Below are 19,351 nucleotides of genomic sequence, written 5' to 3'. Positions count from 1 at the left end.
CCGAGGCKTCCCGTCCCAGCCGTCCGTGATGTCGAAGACGTGGCGGCCGGCGATGGTCACCCCGATCTGGTCCCAGTACGGCCGGATGTGGTCGTAGGACGCTTGCGACACGTTCAGTACGCCGCTGTCGTCCAACGGCACGTCACCGCTGACCAACCATTCGAACAGTGGACCGGGATCGTCGTTCTCAGCCGCAATGAAGCCATCCACCGACACCGACGCATTCATGACCACTTTCCCCATGGSTTCCTCCTCTGTTTRGAGTCCCAAGTCTTRTGTGTCGTGAGTGGTCGCTCTTGTAAGAAATCAATCGGCTGGCAGCGGCCAGCCMTCCAGCGCGTGGCCGGGATGTTCGCGTAGGAAGCGTTGCCGGACTTCGACATACCGGGTCGGCGTGAGCCCGGTGAACTCCCGGAACTCGTGGACGAAGTGGGCCTGGTCGAAGTAGCCTGCGCCAGCGGCAACRTCGCCCCAGTCGATWGGTGCGGCCACGTTGAKCGCCAACACGGTGGCGGTGAATCGGTAGCTGCGCGCCAGCCGCTTCGGCGTGACSCCGATGACCTCCTTGAACCGCTTCGCCARGTACGTGCTGCTGGCGCGGGCTGCCACGCCGAGGTCGCTGATCGGCACCGCTCCGCCGGTCTCCGCGATGGCGCTGCTCAKGTGGCGGACGATGTCCAGGCCGTCGATCGCGCGCAGCCGTCGCACCAGTTCCTCCTCGAGCAACATCAGCATTTCCTGCGGTGCGTCCGCCAACGTCAGTCGGTGTCGCAACTCAGCGATAGCGGGCTGGCCCCAGATCTGCTCCACCGTCGCCGGTCGGTCGCACAACTCCGCYGCGGGCATCGGAAGGAACGGTGCCAGCCCCCACGGCCTGAAGTGGACGCCCACGGACCGGGTCGGGGTTGGGTAGCCGAACTCCCACGCACGGGTGGGCGTGGTGACCGCGCAGCCGTCGGTGTATTCSACGGCTTCTACGTCGGTGCCTGCGCGGATGAGAAACGGCGCCCCRAGGTTGACGATGAGCAACGGCGCGGGCGCCGCCGGCAGCATCAACCGGGAGTACGGCGGGGCGCCCTCCAAGTAGTAGAGGTCGTCGATCAGCCCGTCGAGCGGCGGACCGGGCGCCCTGGACACGTACTCCACGCTGACATCATCGCCGACGGCCCATCTGGCATCACGCGCCGCCGCAAGCATCGAGCCGGCGCCGATCCCTGACGGGCGCCCCGGCGCATTTCGGGCCCGAACTACACCCCACTTTGGGTTGGGTAGCCGAACTCCCACGCACGGGTGGGCGTGGTGACCGCGCAGCCGTCGGTGTATTCSACGGCTTCTACGTCGGTGCCTGCGCGGATGAGAAACGGCGCCCCRAGGTTGACGATGAGCAACGGCGCGGGCGCCGCCGGCAGCATCAACCGGGAGTACGGCGGGGCGCCCTCCAAGTAGTAGAGGTCGTCGATCAGCCCGTCGAGCGGCGGACCGGGCGCCCTGGACACGTACTCCACGCTGACATCATCGCCGACGGCCCATCTGGCATCACGCGCCGCCGCAAGCATCGAGCCGGCGCCGATCCCTGACGGGCGCCCCGGCGCATTTCGGGCCCGAACTACACCCCACTTTGTGAAGAGCCCATTTACCGTGGATTCGTGGCCACAGAAGCCAAATCGACGCGGAACCTACACCGGACGCCCCGCGGGTTGAGGAGCGCGCTACTCGAGCAGGTCGGCCGTCAGGGCGGCGAGCTCGGCCTGCCGGTCGGCCTTCTCGCGCGGAGCGCCGGGCACGCCCGGGCGCTGCTGCCACGGGTGCGGGCCGGTGAGTGGGCGGTACGCGACGCCGATCGCGTCGTAGATCGCCAGTTGCGCGGGCAGCCTCGCGGCGAAGTCATCCCACTCCTTGCCCGGCACGCTCCACGCGACCTCGGCGAACGCCGCGAGCCGGGGGAACACGGCGTAGTCGAGGCGGGCGGCCGTGTCGAGGTGCTCGGTCCACGCGTTCGCCTGCACTCCGAGCACGTGCCGTCGCGGCGCCTCGTCGGCGTCGCCGGGAAGGGGCTCGAAGTCGTAGACGTCGCGGAGGGAGAGCACCGTGCCCACCGGGATCGGCTCCTCCGCGGCATCCGACTGCCGGTAGTCGAGGTAGGCGAAGTCGTCGGGGCAGAGCACCACGTCGTGGCCTCGCGCGACCGCCACCCGCGCGCCGCGCAGTCCCCGCCACGAAGCGATCGTCGCGCCCGGCGCGAGCGGGCCCTCGAGCACCTCGTCCCACCCGTAGAGGCGGCGGCCGGCGGCGGTGAGGTGGTCGTCGAGCTGACGGATGAACCAGGCCTGGAGCTCGTTCGGCGTCTCGATGCCGCGCTCCCGCATGAGCTCCTGGGTGCGGGCGTCCGCGGCCCACTGCGTCTTCCGCGCCTCGTCGCCGCCGACACCGATGTACGTCGAGGGGAAGACCTCCATGACCTCGTCGAAGACGTGGCGGAAGAACGCGATCGTGGATGCCTCAGCGTTCAGCACGTCGTCGGTGATGCCGTATCGCGTCCACACCTCGTACGGGCCGCCGGTCACCCCGAGCTCGGGGTACGCGGCGAGCGCGGCGCGCACATGTCCCGGCGTCTCGATCTCGGGCACGACCGTGATCATGCGCTCGGCGGCATACGCGACGATCTCGCGCAGGTCGTCCTGCGTGTAGAAGCCGCCGTGCGGGCGTCCGTCGACCGTCGACTGCGGGCCGTGCCCGAGCTGGGACTCGGGCCGCCACGCGCCGACCTCCGTGAGCCGTGGGGAGCGGCTGATCTCCATACGCCAACCCTGGTCGTCCGTGAGATGGAGGTGCAGCACGTTCAGGCGGTGCAGTGCGAGCAGGTCGATGAGGCGCAGCACCTCATGCTTCGGGCGGAAGCTGCGGGCCACGTCGAGCATGAACCCCCGCCAGCCGAAACGTGGTTCGTCCTCGATGACGGATGCCGCGGCTGCCCACTCGCGGCGGGGCAGCGGCGCCCGGCGGAACGCGCCCGGCCCGAGCAGCTGCCGGAACGCCTGTCCGCCGTAGAACAGGCCGGCGTCGCCCCCGCCGGTGATCCGCACGCCGCCCGGGGCCACCTCGAGACGGAAGCCCTCGCGCGGCATCCGCTCGTCGATGCCGAGCGCGATGCCTGCGGGTTGAGGTGGGCGCACAGTGGGAAGCGTGAACCCCGTCGCCGCGCGGAGGTCGGACTGCAGCCGCCGGGCGGCGTGCGCCGCGGCATCCGTCGCCGTCATCGTGGTGCCCCCGTCGAGCGCGAATACGCCCTCGCCGGACGCGAACGCGTGCGGCTTCGGGATCACTCGGTCACGCCCCGGCCGCCATCTCACGGGCGCGGGCGAGCGCGGCATCCGTGGCCCGGTCGAAGAGCTCCTTCAGGTGGGCCTCCTCGAACACGGCGATCGCGCGCTCGGTGGTGCCCTTGGGGCTCGTCACGCGTCGGCGCAGCTCGGCCGGGTCGTCGTCGGATGCCGAGAGCAGCTCACTGGCGCCCCGGAACGTGCCCTGCACCATCAGCGCGGCCTGCTCGGGCGTGAAGCCCTTGTCGATCGCCGTCGCCGTCAGCTGCTCGATGAGGTAGAAGACGTACGCCGGACCGGAGCCCGAGATGGTCGAGAGCGCGTCGATCTGCTCCTCGGGCACGACGATCACGTCGCCCACGGTCTCGAAGAGCGCCACGGCGAGTGCGAGGTCGTCGTCGCTCGACCGGGTGCCCGCGGCGATGCCCGTGACCGCGCGGCCGACGACGGCGGGCGTGTTCGGCATCGACCGGATCACGGCGACCGACTCGGGCAGCAGCGACTCGAACGTAGCGACCGTGACTCCGGCCGCGACCGACACCACGACCGTGCCCGGTTCGAGGTCGCCGGCGATCTCCCGCAGGAGCTCCGGCACCATCGCCGGCTTCACGGCGACGACCACGAGCTTCGCCCCGGCGACGGCCGCGAGGTTCGCCGCGGCATCCGTCTCGGTCGCGTACGCGGAGACCCCTTCGAGCCCGGCGAGCTCGGCCGCCTTCGCCGCGGTCCGGTTCGTGGTGCGGATGCCGCCGTCGATCTCGACGCCCGGCTGGAGGAGCCCGGCGATGATGGCGCGGGCCATCGATCCGGCTCCGAGGAAGGCGATCGCGGGCAGCCTCACGGGCGCATCGGCACTCATGCGACCATCCTAGGATTGGCGTATGAGCGCATCCGGCGGAACCAGGGCCATCATCGCCGCACTACTGGCCAACCTGGGCATCGCGATCACGAAGTTCATCGCGTGGGCAATCTCCGGGTCGTCTTCGATGCTCGCGGAGGGCGTGCACTCGCTCGCGGACTCCGGCAACCAGTTGCTGCTCATCTTCGGCGGACGCCAGGCGAGGAAGGAGGCCGACAAGGAGCATCCGTTCGGCTACGGCCGCGAGCGGTACGTATACGCCTTCGTCGTCTCGATCATCCTGTTCTCGGTCGGCGGCGTCTTCTCGATCTACGAGGGGATCGAGAAGCTCAACAACCCGCACGAACTCACGATGGCGTGGGTGCCACTCCTCGTGCTCGTCATCGCCATCGTGCTCGAGTCGTTCTCCCTGCGTACCGCGGTGAAGGAGTCGAACCACACCCGCGGGCGCCAGAGCTGGGTGCAGTTCGTGCGTCATGCCAAGGCGCCCGAGCTGCCCGTCGTGCTCCTCGAAGACCTCGCGGCCCTCATCGGCCTCGTGTTCGCGTTGTTCGGCGTCGGCCTGACCGTGATCACCGGCAACAGCCTGTTCGACGCAATCGGTACTCTGCTCATCGGCACGCTGCTCATCATTGTGGCGATCGTGCTCGGCATCGAGACGAAGAGCCTCCTCGTGGGCGAGGGGGCGACCGATGCCGACCACGCCAAGATCGAGAAGGCGATCCTCGCCGGCCCCGAGGTCCAGCGCATCATCCACATGAAGACCCTCTACCTCGGCCCCGACGAGCTGCTCGTCGCCGCGAAGGTCGGCTTCCATGCGGACGAACGGCTGCTCGAGGTCGCGACCGCGACGAACGTCATCGAGCAGCGCATCCGTCACACGGTCCCCGTCGCTCGAGTGATCTACATCGAGCCCGACGTCTACGTCGACCCGAACGAACCCGCGCCGCCCACCGACACCATCGTGATCAAGGGGCTCGAGTGACGGGGCGTACCGCCCTCGTCCTCCGGCACGACTCCGCGATCGGGCTCGGCAACCTCGGGCCGACCCTCGAGGCCCACGGCTACGACATCGTGACGGTCGACGCACCGCACGCGGATGTCTCGGCGCTCGACGCGCTCGCGCCCGACCTCGTGGTCGTGCTCGGCGGCGACGAGGCGGCGTACGAGACAGCCCGCTACCCGTACCTCGGCGACGAGATCGAGCTGCTGCGCGCACGCATCGACGCCGAGGCGCCGATCTTCGGCGTGTGCCTCGGCGCCCAGCTGCTCGCGAAGACGCTCGGCGCCGACGTGCGCAAGGGCCCGCGCAAGGAGGTCGGCTGGCTCACGGTCGAGCCGACCGAGGCTGGCTCGGAGTCGCCCGTACGGCACTTCGCGGGCGTGCCCGCCGTGCAATGGCACGGCGACACGTTCGACCTGCCCGAGGGCGTCGAGCGGCTCGCAACATCAGGACAGTACGAGAACCAGGCGTTTGCGAGGGGCGACTGGCTGCTCGCCGTGCAGTTCCACCCCGAGATCACCGACGAGATCCACGAGGACTGGCTGGCTGCGTGGGGCGACGAGCTGCCCGAGTACGGCCTCAGCCGCGAGCAGCTGCGCGAGGAGCGCGCATCGTACGGGCCGCACGCGCAGGCGGCATCCGCGGCCCTGCTGGGCGAGTACCTCGAGGGGCTCGACGCCCGCCGCCGCACGTCTGTCGCGTAGCGTCGGCGCGCTCCGCGAGGTCACCCGCGGAGTGCAGCTGCACCCGGCGGTCACGGACGCCTGAGGGGATCCTCGAAGAACTCGAGCAGCAGGCGAGCGGATGCCTCGGCCTCGACACCCGGGAACACCTCGACGCGGTGGTTGAGCCGTCGGTCGCGCACGACGTCGTAGATGGACCCCGCCGCACCGGCCTTCTCGTCCCAGGCGCCGAACACGAGCGTGCCCACCCGCGCGCTCACGATCGCGCCCGCGCACATCACGCACGGCTCGAGCGTCACCACCAGCGTGCAGTCGGTGAGACGCCAGTCGCCCGTCGCCGCCGCGGCGTCGCGCAGGGCGAGCACTTCCGCGTGCGCGGTCGGGTCGCCGGTGAGCTCCCGCTCGTTCCGGCGTGAGGCGATCACGACGCCGTCGCCGTTCACGACGACCGCCCCGACTGGCACGTCGCGCGTCGCGGGCGCCTGCTCGGCCTCGGCGAGCGCGAGGTGCATCCACGTGCGGTGCTGTTCGGGGTCACGCATGCGCGGCGCCCTCCAGGTACGGCAGCACCGTGGCGGCACCGCGCTCGGCCGAACCCGCGGGAACTGCGTCGCCGCCGTCAAACACGGTGAGGAACGCCTGGTGGAACGCGAAGCCGACGAGCACCGCGGCCGCCGCCTCGACGTCCGCCTCGGCGGCGATGCGTCCGTTCGCCTGTTCGCGGGCCAGCTGCGCCGCCACCAGCCGGATGGCGCCCTCGGGTCCGTATCCCTTCTCGCGCACCGACGTGCGGTGGTCGGCGAGCAGCTCGGGGCTCCCGAAGATCGACACCGCCATCGGGAACGAGGTGATGAAGAACGCCGTCATGCGCTCGAGGAGGGTGACGACGGCGGCCCGCAGCGTGGGGGCCGCGGCGCCGTCGGGGTTCCCGATCGACGGCATGCGCTCGGCGAGCACGGCGAGGAAGATGCCCTGCTTGTCGGCGAAGTACTTGTAGAGGAGCGCCTCGGAGCAGCCGGCGGCCCGTGCGATCGCGCGCGTGGTGGTCGCGGCGATACCGCGCTCGGTCATGACCTCGGCCGCGGCGTCGAGGATGCGATCGCGCGTCGACATGGGCCTCCTGTACACCGGACTGCCGGTATCGTACCATCGGGTGAGTAAACACTTACTCACCCCCTCGACCAGTACCGGAGGCATCCGTGGAACCCCTCGAGATCGTTCGTCTCGTCCTGCTCATCACCCACTTCGTCGGGCTCGCCGCGATCATCGGCGCCTGGATCCTCCAGATGCCCCGGCGAAGCGGTTTCGACTTCTCACCCGTGCTCGTCGGCTCGATCGTGCAGCTGGTTACGGGCATCGCGCTCATCGCGGTCAACGAGCTCGGCGGCAACGACATCGACACCGGGAAGGCCATCACCAAGCTCACCATCACCCTTGCGGTGCTCGGGCTCGGCATCGCAGGGATCGTGCGCGGCCGGCGCCTGCGTCGCCGCGGTGCATCGGATGCCGCGCTGCGGCCCCTGCTCTGGGCGGCCGGCATCGCCGCGGTCGCGAACGTGGTCGTGGCCGTGGTCTGGCGATGACCCCGGCCCGCGGGGGGCCACGCCCTAGACTCTGATCCATGCGAGTCCACGTTGCCGACCACCCGCTCATCACCCACAAGCTGACGGTACTCCGCGACGTGAACACGCCCTCCCCGATCTTCCGCGCGCTCGTCGAGGAGATCATGACCCTCCTCGCCTACGAGGGCACGCGAGGGGTGCGGGTCGAGCCGGTCGACATCGTCACGCCGGTGGCGCCCACGACGGGCGTTCGCATCGCCGACCCGAAGCCGCTGATCGTGCCCATCCTGCGGGCGGGTCTCGGCATGCTCGACGGCATGGTGAAGCTGCTGCCGAGCGCGGAAGTCGGCTTCCTCGGCATGGCCCGCAACGAGGAGACGCTCGAGCCGACGACCTACGCAGAGCGCCTGCCCGAGGACCTCAGCGATCGCCAGTGCTTCGTGCTCGACCCCATGCTCGCGACGGGCGGCTCGCTCACCGCGGCGATCGAGTTCCTGCTCGCGCGTGGGGCGACGGATGTCACGGCGATCTGCATCCTCGCCGCGCCCGAGGGCCTCAAGGCCGTCGAGGAGGCCCTGCACGGCCGTGAGGTCACGGTCGTGCTCGGCGCCGTCGACGAGCGGCTGAACGAGCGCGGCTACATCGTGCCCGGCCTCGGCGACGCGGGCGACCGCCTGTACGGAACCGTCTAGACTCCACGGACGACTCGACGCTCGCCGAAGGATCTTCGGTGGGTGCCGCGCCGACGTGGAGACCGACTGCGGAAGATTTTTCTGAGCGGCCTTCTTTCGCAGATTCTTGCGATGGCGACATCCGACCACCCGATCCTCCCGGATGCCGCGGCGCGGCGCGCACCGTCTGCGCCGTCACACCGCGTCATCCGGTCGTCATGAATTGACACACGCTCGGGTATCGGTTTGACTCTCCCCCATGACTGACACCGCACGCACCCTGATCGCCCCCGAGGCTCTCAGGACGACCGGCATGATGATGCCGGCGCGTGCGCCCATGTGTTGTCGAATGTGCCGCTGACCGCGACCCGACCGCCGAGTCCCGCAGCCGATCCGCATCCCGATCGGCTCCGACTCCACTGAACCCGCTCGTGGGTTCGCCCGGCCGAACGGCCTTTCGCATCGACCCCGCCACCTCGCAGGGGTCCGTCGCCGCACCTTCCTCACACAAGGATTCCCGTCATGTCTCTCGCTCCCGTCCGCACCGCCGCCGTCCGCACCGCCCCGTCGCTGCCCGACGTGCCGGCCCGCCCCGTCTCGATCGCGCCACGGCCGGCCGAGACGTCCGCCGCTCCGGCCACGCAGGCCGCCCCCGCCGCCCGCCAGGGCGCTCCCCGCGTTCGCGCCGTGCCCGAGGGCACCGAGGCGCGCGGCTTCGTGCTCTACGTCGGCATCGACGAGACGAAGGCCGCGGCCGACGGCACGACGCTGCACCGCATCGTCGAGGCGCTCCGCGCGCTGACCGCGGAGGTCGCCCCGTCCGCCGAGACCTACGCCGCCGTGGCGCTGGCACCCGAGGGCGCCGGCGGTCGCGACGTCGACGTGGTGCGCCTCGCCCTGCAGGACCCGGCCGCGCTCGCCAAGCAGCGCGAGGGCCAGGGTATCCGTGACGACGCCGACCGCCACCCCAACGGCGTGATCATCGACATCTCGCGCAAGCGCGTGCTCCTCGACGGCGAGGCCGCCGGCCTCACCTACAAGGAGTTCGAGCTGCTGCAGTTCCTCGTGCTCCGCGAGGGCCGCACGATCGACCGCCACGAGCTCATCGACAACCTGTGGGACGCCGACGACGAGGCCCCGAGCGAGCGCACGATCGACGTGCACGTGCGGCGCCTGCGCTCGAAGCTCGCCCACTACCAGGACATCGTGCGCACCGTTCGCGGCGTTGGCTACCGGTTCGACCGGCACGCCGACGTCTCGATCCGCCAGGCCTCGACGCCGTCGCCCGACCTCTACTGATCGCGCGACGGCGGGGCATCCCGCGAGCGGTGCGAGGGCCATCAGCGCGGTCATGAGCCCCATCGCGGTGCTTTGACGACGGCGCCGACTATCCTGCACTCGTGCAGAGAGTCTCGATGCTCATCTCAGGCGGCGGCATCGCGGGCTCTGCGCTGGCCGTGCTGGCGTCGAGTGCCGGTTTCGACGTCACCGTCGTCGAACGGGCCGCGGGCGAACGCTCGAGCGGCAGCCCGGTCGACGTGCACGGTCGTGCGTATGCGGTCGCCGAGTCGCTCGGCGTCATCGACCGCCTTCGGTCGGCGGCGACCGACGCCCGGGAGTTGACGATCGTCGATACCGGCGGCGATCCCGTCGCGCGCATGCGGATCAACGCCGCACGAGACCCGCGCCACATCGAACTCCCGCGCGCCGATCTCGCCGCGATCCTCGCGGGCGCGGGTGCCGGCGACTGCGAGCTGCTCCATTCCGACGAACTCACGGCGGTGGTGGACGGCGGCCACGGCGTCGACGTCGAGTTCGCCCATGCGACTCCCCGCCGCTTCGACCTCGTCGTCGGCGCCGACGGGCTCCACTCGGGGGTGCGGCGGCTCGCATTCGGTCCCGAGGGGGACTACGTCCGGTTCCTCGGCATGTACCTGGCGGGGATGCGGACCGACGAGGCGCCCGCGGATCCGACTCGGGTCCTGCTCTACAACGAGCCCGGCAGATCGACAACGGTGCATCCCGCCACGGGGCATCCGATGGCCGGATTCATCTTCCGCAGCACCGAGAGGGTGCACCACCGTGACCGGGACGCGCAGCTCGCCCTCCTGCGCGCCCGGTACGACGGGGCCGGCTGGCGCTCGCACGAACTCCTCGAGCGGTACGCCGAGAGCGACGACACCTACTTCGACGCTGTGAGCCAGGTACGGATGCCGACGTGGTCGACCGGTCGCATCGGCCTCGTCGGCGACGCCGCGTCGAGCCTCTCGCTGTTCGGCGACGGCTCGAGCTCCGCGATCGTCGGCGCCGCCACCCTCGCACAGGAGCTCGCCGCGGCGCGTGGAACCGGCGACTGGGCTGCGGCCTTCGCGCGGTACGAGCGACGCCATCGGCGCGTCGTCGCGCCCAACGTGCGCGGATTCGGGGTGGCATCGCGTTTCATCGTCCCCGCGACCGCCGGCGGCATCGCAGCGCGCAACCTGCTGATCCGCGTCGGAGCCGTGTTCAGCCGGCCGGGCGGGAGTGCGCCGGCCTGACCGCTGAGGATGACGCCGCCGCGCGAGCGCGGCGGCGCGACTCTGCCATCGAGCGCACGGATCAGGATCGACGCTGGGACCACGCCGGGAGTACCCTCCAAAGCGGGGGGCCGCACGTGTGCGGATTCGTGGCGTGCGGGACGACGATCCCCCGAGGGGGTGCGTCAGATGCGATTCAAGTCTCCGGCTGCCGGCGGCATCCGAGTCTTCGCGGTCACAGGCACGAACACGGTCTCGTTCGGCATCGACGCGAACGACGCTGCGAGGGTCGGACTGCTCGGCTTCGCCGTGGAGCGGATCGATCCCGTCGCAGACGAGCGCTATTTCATGCGCGGATTCAAGGTGTTCCCGAGCCCCGATGCGATGCCGGATGCGTCGACGATCGTGTCGACGTTCGAACATCCGATCCAGAGCCTCGTCTGGGACGACTTCACCGCCAATCCGGGGCAGCCGTACACCTATCGGTTCCATCCGCTCGCGGGCACTCCGAGGAACCTCGATCGCTCCCGGCCGGTGGTCGAGATCGATGTCGAGACCGAGCCGCTCTACGGCGGCACCCACGACGTCTTCTTCAACCGGGGCGTCGCGTCCAGCCAGGCCTACGCCCGCCGGTTCGGCAATCTCCCGCCCGACGAACAGCCGACCCCACAGCGACAGAGAGAAGCGTTGTCGTGGCTCAGCCGGGACCTCGACGATGCGATGCTCCGCTTCATCCGATCGGCCCGGCCGGGCAATGCGATCCGCGGATGCTTCTACGAGTTCACCTACGCGCCCGTGCTCGCCGAACTGAAGAAGGCCATCGATCAGGGCGTCGACGTGCAGCTCATCGTCGACCTCAAGGTGAACCAGCACACCTCCAACGAGCGGCAACCGGACGGCACCACGAAGCAGGTGTTCCACGCGAGCGACCCACGGCTTCGCAACCTCGACGCGATCGAGGACGCCGGAATCCCCGAGTCGGCGCTGGTCCGACGCGAGGCGAGGCGGTCGGACATCGCCCACAACAAGTTCATGGTGCTGCTGACCGGCGCCGGCAAGCAGCCCGCACAGGTGTGGACGGGGTCGACGAACATCACCGATGGCGGGGTGCACGGCCAGGCGAACGCCGGGCACTGGATCCGCGATCGCGCCGTCGCCCGGTCGTACCTCGACTACTGGAACCTGCTGGAACGCGATCCGGGCGGGAGGGCCGGTGACTCCAGGGCGACCGTCCGCGCCCGCAACGCCGAGTTCTTCGACGACGTCGCGGCGCTCACCCCCGTGCCGGCGCTCGTTGCGATCCCGGCCGGAACGACACCGGTGTTCAGCCCTCGCAAGGGGCGCGCGCCGCTCGACCTGTACGTCGAGCTTGCGGCGACGGCGTCATCGCTGGCATGCATGACGTTCGCCTTCACCGTGCCCCCGCCATTCAAGGCCGCACTGGCGCAGAACACCAGCGCCGGCCCGTTGTGCTTCCTGCTGCTCGAGAAGGAGGACCGCCCGAACTCGACGTCGACGAAACCGTTCGTCCGGCTGAACTCCCGGAACAACGTGTACCAGGCCTCGGGATCGGAGATCTCGACGCCGCTCGGCCGGTGGGTCGTCGAGACCGACAACCGCAAGCTCGGCCTCAACTCGCATGTCGTATTCATGCACTGCAAGTTCCTGCTCCACGATCCGCTCGGCGCCGACCCGATCGTCGTCACGGGCTCGGCGAACTTCAGTGAGGCGTCGACCAACGACAACGACGAGAACATGGTGATCGTGCGCGGCGACCGGCGCGTGGCCGACATCTACTTCACCGAGTTCAACCGGCTCTTCAACCACTACTACTTCCGGGCGGTCGTCGACCGGACGGGCCGAGGCGCTCCTGGCGCGGCATCCCCCACGACGGCCGGATCGCTTGTGCTGGAGACGGACGAAAAGTGGCTGGAGAAGTACGTGCCTGGCACTCTGCGAACCAAGCGCGTCGAACAGTTCGTGAAGATGGCCGTCGATTGACCCGCCTTCCCGTACGATCCGCCGCCGTCAGCCCGTGAGCGGCGCGAGCGCCATCAGGGCGGTCATGAGCCCCATGGCGGATGACTCGACGACCCCGACGATCGGAGCCCTCCGCCGGAGCGACCTGGCGACCAGCCAGGCGGTGAACGCGAGGTAGCCCACCGCGCCGGCGAGGGTGGCCGTGAGCAGCACCCCTCCGCCGTGCTCAGGATGCCCCGAAGGGGCGCCGACCGAGTGGCCCCCCGCCAACAGCAGCGCGGCCCCGAGCACGAGCCCGAGTGCACGGTGCAGTTGCATCCGGCGCGCGTGGACCGGCGTGGCGGCATCCGACCCACGACGCAGGCCTGCCGCCGCGAGGATACCGAGCGCCACGAGCAGCACCGCCCACACGAGCGGCGGCACCGCGGTGAAGCCGACCGCCATCGCGAGCATCGCGGCGAGCATCGCCGCGGCGGGCACGACCGAGCGGGCCCTGCCGGGGCGGTCGCCGACCGCGCAGCAGAGCCCGACCGTGGCGGGCAGCACCGCGGCGAGGTGGAGCACCTCGACCATCGGTGTCGCCCCTAGTGTCCGTGGTGCTCGTGCCCGGCGTGCGACGCGTGCTCGTGACCCGCGTGCCCGGCGTGGTCGTGACCCGCATGGCCCGCGTGGTCGTGACCGGAGTGCCCGCCGGGAGCGCAGTGCGCCGCGGCATCCGGTGCCGGTACGTTGAGCGCCGGGTTCTTGCCGAAGAACCCGTGCGGCTTGAGCGTGAACTTCGCGTAGTCCACGGGCATCACGGGCCAGTCCTCGGGCCGCGGGAAGTGCGTCGGCCCGAAGGTGTGCCACACCACGATGTCCTCGCCGTCGACCGGCCGGTCGCCCGCGGTGTACGCGGTGATGCCGTCGCCGCCCGGGTTCTGGTGCACGAAGTCGCCCGCCGCGTAGCGCTCGGCCGGGTCGTACTGCGTGACGAACAGGTGCTTCGTCGCGAACTCCGCCCGCTTGGCGATCGACGACGCGTCGGCGGCGAGCAGCACGGGCGCCTCCTGCGGGTACAGAACGTACGAGGTCGGGCGGCCCATGCGGTTCGTCTTCTCGGTGCTGGAGATGGACCACACGCGTGAGACCGAGGCATCCGCCACCCGGCCCGCGACCGACTCGCTCGCGAGGCGCGTGACCTGCTTCGTGAAGGCGTTGCCGTGCTCGTTGCCGGGGCCGATGGGCACCCGAGCGACGTCGATCTCGTCGACCGCATTCGCCACGCCGTCGACCATCATGTCGAGGCGCGCGCTGAAGAGGTGCTGGTGGTACGGTCCGCCGAGGCCCGGCGCGACCTCGCTCGCGTAGGGGTAGTCGTTCCCGTCGGCGTCGAGACCCGGATAGGCCGAGGTGAACAGGATGCCGGTGAGCTTCGCCTCGCACTCGATGGTGCCGTCGAGGTAGAGGTACCAGTAGAAGCCGTAGTCGTAGTTGCCGACCGTGGTGAAGAAGCTGATCACGAGGCGGCGCGACCGGCGCACCTCGTTCGAGCCGGTGAACATGTCGGAGTGCTTCCAGAGGGTGCCGAAGTCCTCCTCGTGCATGCAGATGCCGTTCTCGATCGTGAACGGGTTGCCGAGCTCGTCGGCCAGGACGGCGTCGAAGTAGCGGATCTCGCCGACGCAGTCGCAGCCCAGCGCGAGCGAGTTCGTGAACCGTCCGAAGAGGTACTCCCCCGTGTCGAAGTAGTTCTGCCAGAACCGCACGGGCGACGGGTCGCCGTAGGGCACGAGCATCTCGTTGATCGACGCGCGGTAGATGATCGGGCGTTCCTCGCCGGCATCCGTGAACGAGAGCTGGCGCAGCACGAGGCCCTCGCGCGTGTCGAAGCCGACCTGGAATCGCCAGTTCGCCCACGACACCCACTCGCCGTCGACCGTGAAGCTCGGGCCCTCGGGCTGGGTGATCACGATCGGCTTCAGGGTCGTGAGCGGCTCGCCCTGCACGGCCGGGTCGTCGAAGTTGCCGCTCTCCGCGGGGATGTCCATGACGCCCGCGTCGATGATGCGGGTGACCTCGCGGTTCGCCGCGTCGACGTAGGCGGAGAGCCCGTCCACGGGGTGCGCCCACGGGTGGTCGGCGGGGTGGTCCTGCCGGAAGGCGAGCACGCGCAGGATGCGGCGTCCCTCCTCCTCGGGATACCCGTAGTAGCCCGCCGACAGCGGCACGCACACCACGTTCTCGGGCGTGCACCCGCGCTGCGCGAGCGCCTCGACCCAGCGCGGGTCGGCGGCGACGATCTCGCCGATCGCCTCGAACTCCTCGAGCAGCACCGGGAGCTGCCCGCGGGAGCCGTCGAGCACCGCGGTGGAGAGGATCTCACCCGCCGTGAGCGACACGAGGTTGTCGGTCGACCGCCCGGTGGCCATGTCGAGAAGCAGCACACGCGCGCGCCGCTCGGGCAGCGGGCCCTCCCCGTCTTGCCAGGCGAGCACCTCGCGCTTGTGCGGTTCGTCGAGGCCGACGTAGGCGAAGCGCGTCGTCGGGGTGAAAGCGGGCGCTGCGGTGGCGATGTCGCGGATGCGGGTGAACTCCTCCGCCGTGAGGCTCGTGAGCGGGTGCGCGACGCTCGGGGCGGCGTCGGCCGGCGTGGTGACGGGATCGAGGATGGTCATCTGTGGTTCCTTCGTTCGAGGTGTCGGAAGTGGTCGTCGGCAGGGTGGGACGGGTGCGGCCGGGGCATCCGCCCTGCATCGGATGCCCCAGGCCGTGTCATCCGCCGATCGCCTCGGTGATGCGCTCGTACGCCTTCTGGTCGCGTGCCTTCAGCACCATCGCCTGCACGTAGCCGGCGACGGGCGTGAGCAGGATGACGGCGATCAGCGAAAGGCTCAGCGCGCCGAAGACCGGCACGCCCTCGGCGTCGACGTCGCCGACGAGCATCGGGAAGTAGGCCGTGATGATGACCGCCGAGCCTACGAGCCCGATGAGCCCGAGCGTCGGAGCGATCACCGTGTGCCAGAGGCTTGCCACGCCCCGCCGCTTGCGCGTGAAGTAGACGATGACCGCGACGCTCGTGATCGCCATGAGGATCGCGATCGCGAGGGTCGCGACGCCGGAGAACCACGTGAAGACGGCGAGCACCGGGTCGAGGCCGAGCACCGCGAAGGCAACGATGAACACGGCCGCGGTCGCCGTCTGCACGAGCGAGGAGGTGTGCGGCGAGAGGTGGCGGTGGTGCACGTCGCCGAGGCGGCGGGGCAGCACTCCCGCGGTCGACATCGAGTGCTGGTAGCGGGTGATGACGTTGTGGAACGACAGCACGCACGCGAACATGCTCGTGATGAGGAGCACGTTGATGATCACCTCGCCGATCGGGCCGAGGTAGTTGAGGGTCGTGATGATGACCATGGCACCGGGGTCGGCCGCAGCCGCCTCGACGACGCCGCTCGGGCCCCACGCCATCACGAGCGCCCACGAGGCGAGCGTGTAGAAGACGCCGATGCCGATGACGGCGACGTAGGTCGCGATCGGGATGGTGCGGCTCGGGTTCTTGGCCTCGTCGCGGAAGATCGCCGTCGCCTCGAAGCCGATGAACGCGGCGATCGCGAACATGAGGCCGACGCCGGGCGCGCCCGACACGATGTTCGCGGGCTCGAACGGCGCGAGCGAGAGGCCCTCGGCACCGCCGGATGCCACGACCGCTGCGACGAGCGCGAGCACGATGAGGATCTCGCCGACGAGCATCACTCCGAGCACCTTCGAGCTCAGCTCGATGTGCCGGTAGCCGAGGATGCCGACCAGGCCGATGACGGCGAGCGCGTAGAGGTACCACGGCAGGTCCGGCCCGCCGAGGCCGGTGACCGTGACCTCGAGGACGTAGCCCATGTAGCCGTACACCGCGACCTGGATGGTCGTGTACGTGAGGAGCGCGAGGTATGCCGTGGCGAGCCCCATCGGCCGGCCGAGGCCGTAGCCGACGAAGGTGAAGAAGGCGCCGGGCTTCGGCACGTGCTTCGCCATGGTCGCGAGGCCGACGGAGAAGAGCAGCAGCACGATGGCGGAGATGGCGAACATCGCCGGGTATCCGACGCCGTTGCCGAGGAGGATGCCGAGCGGCGCGGCACCGCCGACGACGGTGAGCGGTGCGGCAGCGGCGACGACCATGAAGACGATCGCGGTGACGCCGAGGGAGCCGGTGAGGGTGCGTCCGTGCTGCGGGCGCTCGGTGTCGGTCGAGGTTCCGGCCGACTGGTTGGTTGCGGTCATGGTGGACTCCAGCGGGGACGAGGGATGGGATGCCCAGCCTCGTTGCGGCGTGTTGCCTCGGTGTGCCCCGGTCGTGAAGTGTGCGGCATCCGGAGTGGGACGGATGCCGCTGCGCCGTCTCGTTTCGCGGTCACAAGCCCGAAACACGAACGCGAGACGGCCGAAACGCGCGGCGCTTAGCATCGGCTGCTCACCGCCCGTACGGGCGAAGAGGGAGAGCAACATGGACGCACTCGCCCGCGCGATCGCCCGGCCCGAGCCGGTCGAGGGACTCGCCGCCCGGTCCCCCCTCGCTGGGCTCGCCCGACGCAGCGTCGGGTTCGCCGACGTGCTGGCGCAGTCGGTGTCGGCCGTGGCGCCGGCCGGCGCCGCGTTCACGACCCCCTTTCTCGTGTCGGCGGTTGCAGGAGGCGTGAGCCTCCCGGCCATCGCCGCCGCTCTCGTGATCGCCCTGCTCACCGCGAGCACCATCAACGAGTTCACCCGGAGGATGGCGGCCACCGGCTCGCTCTACACGTTCGTGGCCCGCGGCCTCGGCACGGCGCCGGCGTTCGTCGCCGGCATCGGCCTGCTCATCGGCTACGCCTTCATCGCGATGTTCGCGCTGGCGGGCGCGGGTTACTACATGGTGTTCCTCGTGACGCGGCTCATGCCCGAGGCGAGCCTCGATCCCATGCTCCTCGGCGCTGCCGCCGTGGTCGTGCTCGGCGTCGTGTGCTTCCTGGTGCTCGCCCGCGGCATCCGGCTGTCCACCCGCGTCACGCTGCTCGTGGAGGCGACCTCGGTGGCCCTCATCGTCGGCCTGATCGTGGCCGTGCTCGCGTCCAACGCCGGTCGCGTTCCGGCGCTCGTGCTCGAGCCGCCGCCGTTCGACGTGCAGGCCTTCGCCGTCGCCGCGACCCTCGCCATCACCGCGTTCGTGGGCTTCGAGAGCTCCGCCGCACTCGGGGTGGAGGCGAAGCGGCCATTCGCGAACGTGCCGCGCGCCATCACCTGGACGGTGCTGCTCTCGGGCCTGCTCTACCTGGGCGCCACGTCGGCGCAGATCGTCGGATTCGACGTGACCGGGCTCGATCCGGCCACGAGCGCGTCGCCCGCGAACGACCTCGCAGCCGCGTTCGGCGTGCCGTGGGCGGGGTTCGTGCTCGACGTGAGCATCGCCACGTCGCTGTTCGCGTGCGCGGTGGCCTCGTCGACGGCGCTTGTGCGCGTGCTGTTCTCGATGGGCCGCGAGGGGCTGCTGCCGGCCTCCCTCGGCACGACGCATCCGCGGCACCGCACGCCGTTCGTCGCGAGCGTCGTCGCGCTGCCGGTGGTGACCGTGGTGCCGGTGCTCATGATCGTCGCGATCGGCGGCGTGTGGGCGGCCATGACCGTGCTCATCATCCTCGCGGCGGCGGGGTACATCCTCGCGTACGTGCTCGCCTGCGTGGCCGCCCCGGTCTTCCTCTACCGCATCGGGGAGCTCACGGCATGGCCGCTCGTGAAGGCGGCCGTGGCGGCCGTGGCGCTGACCGGGATGGCCGTGCTCTACCTCGTGGAGGAGAGCGGCGGCGACCGGGCCTTCGGCGTGTCGGGCTTCGTCGTGCTGCTCGCGGTGGGCATCGCATTCACCCGCGAGCGGATGCTGCGCCGGCCGTGGCTCCGCCACGCGATCGGGGTCTACGACCACGCGGTCGCGGGCGACGTGCTCGGCGGCATCCCGGCCGCGGAGTGGGTGGGCGAGGAGCCGGACCGGAGCCGCCGTGGCGATTGAGCGCGCGGCCGCCGAACCGGGGCTGCACGCACGGCAGCCCAGGGCGATCCACAGCGCGTTCACGGTGCTCGAGGAGGTCGCACTGTGCGGCCCCGGCGTCACCGCGCGGGAGATCTCGGCCAACCTCCGGATGCCGCGAGCCACCGCCTACCGGCTCCTCAACCTGCTCGTGCAGGAGGAGTACCTCGTGCGCCTCGGCGACCTGTCGGGGTTCGCGCTCGGGCGCAAGGTCGCGGAGCTCGCGCACCTCGTGACGCCGGCCAGGCCTTCGCAGGCCGTGCGCACCATCGTGTCGGCGGTGCGCGCACACGTGCGGGGCGGCGTGCATCTCGCGGGCTACGCCGGCTCGGTGCTGCGCATCCTCGACGAGGATCCCGACTTCGGGCTGTCGGATGCCGCACGGCTGACACGCGACCTCGAGGCCTCGGCGATGGGACGCCTGCTGCTCGCCGAGTCGCGGCGGGATGCGCTCGCGGCCAGCGAGGGCTTCGTCGCCGAGACGCTCGCCCGCGGGTTCGCCGTGCAGACGGGCGCCTTCGACCCGGCGCGCGGATGCCTCGCCTATCCGATCCGCGACGGCGACGGCAGGCTCGTCGCCGCGCTCAGCCTCTGCGCCCCCACCGAGTTGGTGGAGCATCCGGGGCGCCTGCTCGACGAGCTCCGCGACGGGGCGACGCGGCTCGGGCCGCTGCTCAGCTGATCCACGATGGCGCTCGCAGCATCCTGAGCTGCCGTGGATGGGGCTCGACC

At 70.5% G+C, this 19,351-nt stretch carries 18 protein-coding genes and 1 pseudogene; 9 read left to right on the top strand and 10 right to left on the bottom strand.

The annotated features are described in order from the left end of the window. The 5 genes and pseudogenes from ASG80_RS03355 to proC form a co-directional block, all read right to left on the bottom strand. Positions 1–243: pseudogene (locus ASG80_RS03355) on the bottom strand (dihydrofolate reductase); the annotation flags it as partial. 63 nt (positions 244–306) lie between these two features. Further along, positions 307–1,146, bottom strand: a complete 840-nt coding sequence (locus tag ASG80_RS03350; protein WP_056728534.1) for a helix-turn-helix domain-containing protein — start codon at positions 1,144–1,146, stop codon at positions 307–309. 101 nt (positions 1,147–1,247) lie between these two features. After that, positions 1,248–1,505: a hypothetical protein gene (locus tag ASG80_RS03345; RefSeq protein WP_200952476.1), complete on the bottom strand. Its 258-nt coding sequence runs from the start codon at positions 1,503–1,505 to the stop codon at positions 1,248–1,250. 204 nt (positions 1,506–1,709) lie between these two features. After that, positions 1,710–3,323: a beta-N-acetylhexosaminidase gene (locus ASG80_RS03340; RefSeq protein WP_235508082.1), complete on the bottom strand. Its 1,614-nt coding sequence runs from the start codon at positions 3,321–3,323 to the stop codon at positions 1,710–1,712. A gap of 4 nt (positions 3,324–3,327) precedes the next feature. After that, the gene (gene proC, locus ASG80_RS03335; RefSeq protein WP_056728367.1) at positions 3,328–4,179 is read right to left on the bottom strand and encodes a pyrroline-5-carboxylate reductase; all 852 of its coding nucleotides are present in this window, start codon (positions 4,177–4,179) and stop codon (positions 3,328–3,330) included. 22 nt (positions 4,180–4,201) lie between these two features. Here proC and ASG80_RS03330 point away from each other — a divergent pair, with 22 nt between their 5' ends. Both ASG80_RS03330 and ASG80_RS03325 read left to right on the top strand, forming a co-directional pair. Beyond that, positions 4,202–5,164, top strand: coding sequence for a cation diffusion facilitator family transporter (locus ASG80_RS03330; RefSeq protein WP_056728365.1), 963 nt, complete (start codon positions 4,202–4,204; stop codon positions 5,162–5,164). Next, positions 5,161–5,886: a gamma-glutamyl-gamma-aminobutyrate hydrolase family protein gene (locus ASG80_RS03325; RefSeq protein WP_056728363.1), complete on the top strand. Its 726-nt coding sequence runs from the start codon at positions 5,161–5,163 to the stop codon at positions 5,884–5,886. The genes ASG80_RS03330 and ASG80_RS03325 overlap by 4 nt, the downstream gene beginning before the upstream one ends. Before the next feature lie 50 nt (positions 5,887–5,936). On the opposite strand, the gene tadA is transcribed toward ASG80_RS03325, so the two are convergent. Further along, positions 5,937–6,407, bottom strand: a complete 471-nt coding sequence (tadA, locus tag ASG80_RS03320) for a tRNA adenosine(34) deaminase TadA (protein WP_056728362.1) — start codon at positions 6,405–6,407, stop codon at positions 5,937–5,939. Next, positions 6,400–6,978 (bottom strand): TetR/AcrR family transcriptional regulator, encoded by a 579-nt coding sequence (locus ASG80_RS03315; RefSeq protein WP_056728358.1) that lies wholly within the window; start codon positions 6,976–6,978, stop codon positions 6,400–6,402. The genes tadA and ASG80_RS03315 overlap by 8 nt, the downstream gene beginning before the upstream one ends. Before the next feature lie 86 nt (positions 6,979–7,064). Here ASG80_RS03315 and ASG80_RS03310 point away from each other — a divergent pair, with 86 nt between their 5' ends. The 5 genes from ASG80_RS03310 to ASG80_RS03290 all read left to right on the top strand — a co-directional run bounded on the left by ASG80_RS03310 (position 7,065) and on the right by ASG80_RS03290 (position 12,615). Beyond that, a complete protein-coding gene (locus ASG80_RS03310; RefSeq protein WP_056728356.1) occupies positions 7,065–7,448 on the top strand; it encodes a hypothetical protein in 384 nt (127 codons plus the stop codon). Between the two features lie 38 nt (positions 7,449–7,486). Then, a complete protein-coding gene (upp, locus tag ASG80_RS03305) occupies positions 7,487–8,119 on the top strand; it encodes a uracil phosphoribosyltransferase (RefSeq protein ID WP_056728353.1) in 633 nt (210 codons plus the stop codon). A gap of 501 nt (positions 8,120–8,620) precedes the next feature. Then, complete coding sequence (locus ASG80_RS03300; protein ID WP_056728348.1) at positions 8,621–9,397, top strand: winged helix-turn-helix domain-containing protein; 777 nt, start codon at positions 8,621–8,623, stop codon at positions 9,395–9,397. Positions 9,398–9,498: 101 nt separating this feature from the next. Next, entirely contained in the window at positions 9,499–10,635 is a 1,137-nt protein-coding gene (locus ASG80_RS03295; RefSeq protein ID WP_200952475.1) for an FAD-dependent monooxygenase, read from the top strand. A 168-nt stretch (positions 10,636–10,803) separates the two neighbouring features. Continuing rightward, positions 10,804–12,615, top strand: a complete 1,812-nt coding sequence (locus tag ASG80_RS03290) for a phospholipase D-like domain-containing protein (RefSeq protein WP_056728344.1) — start codon at positions 10,804–10,806, stop codon at positions 12,613–12,615. A 27-nt stretch (positions 12,616–12,642) separates the two neighbouring features. On the opposite strand, the gene ASG80_RS03285 is transcribed toward ASG80_RS03290, so the two are convergent. The 3 genes from ASG80_RS03285 to ASG80_RS03275 form a co-directional block, all read right to left on the bottom strand. After that, positions 12,643–13,167 (bottom strand): hypothetical protein, encoded by a 525-nt coding sequence (locus tag ASG80_RS03285; RefSeq protein WP_056728343.1) that lies wholly within the window; start codon positions 13,165–13,167, stop codon positions 12,643–12,645. An 11-nt stretch (positions 13,168–13,178) separates the two neighbouring features. After that, a complete protein-coding gene (locus ASG80_RS03280; RefSeq protein WP_056728342.1) occupies positions 13,179–15,251 on the bottom strand; it encodes a primary-amine oxidase in 2,073 nt (690 codons plus the stop codon). 97 nt (positions 15,252–15,348) lie between these two features. Further along, a complete protein-coding gene (locus ASG80_RS03275; protein WP_056728340.1) occupies positions 15,349–16,845 on the bottom strand; it encodes an APC family permease in 1,497 nt (498 codons plus the stop codon). A 223-nt stretch (positions 16,846–17,068) separates the two neighbouring features. Between ASG80_RS03275 and ASG80_RS03270 the strand changes: the two genes are divergently transcribed. Together ASG80_RS03270 and ASG80_RS03265 are read left to right on the top strand one after the other, a co-directional pair. Next, complete coding sequence (locus tag ASG80_RS03270) at positions 17,069–18,601, top strand: APC family permease (RefSeq protein ID WP_056728338.1); 1,533 nt, start codon at positions 17,069–17,071, stop codon at positions 18,599–18,601. Continuing rightward, positions 18,591–19,301 (top strand): helix-turn-helix domain-containing protein, encoded by a 711-nt coding sequence (locus ASG80_RS03265; protein WP_235508080.1) that lies wholly within the window; start codon positions 18,591–18,593, stop codon positions 19,299–19,301. The genes ASG80_RS03270 and ASG80_RS03265 overlap by 11 nt, the downstream gene beginning before the upstream one ends. Positions 19,302–19,351: the final 50 nt, after the last annotated feature.

It is taken from the genome of Agromyces sp. Soil535, from assembly GCF_001428255.1.
In the GTDB taxonomy this organism is placed as follows: Bacteria; Actinomycetota; Actinomycetes; order Actinomycetales; family Microbacteriaceae; genus Agromyces.
Note: the sequence above shows the minus strand (reverse complement) of the source record. Positions and strands in the feature narration are given on the sequence as shown.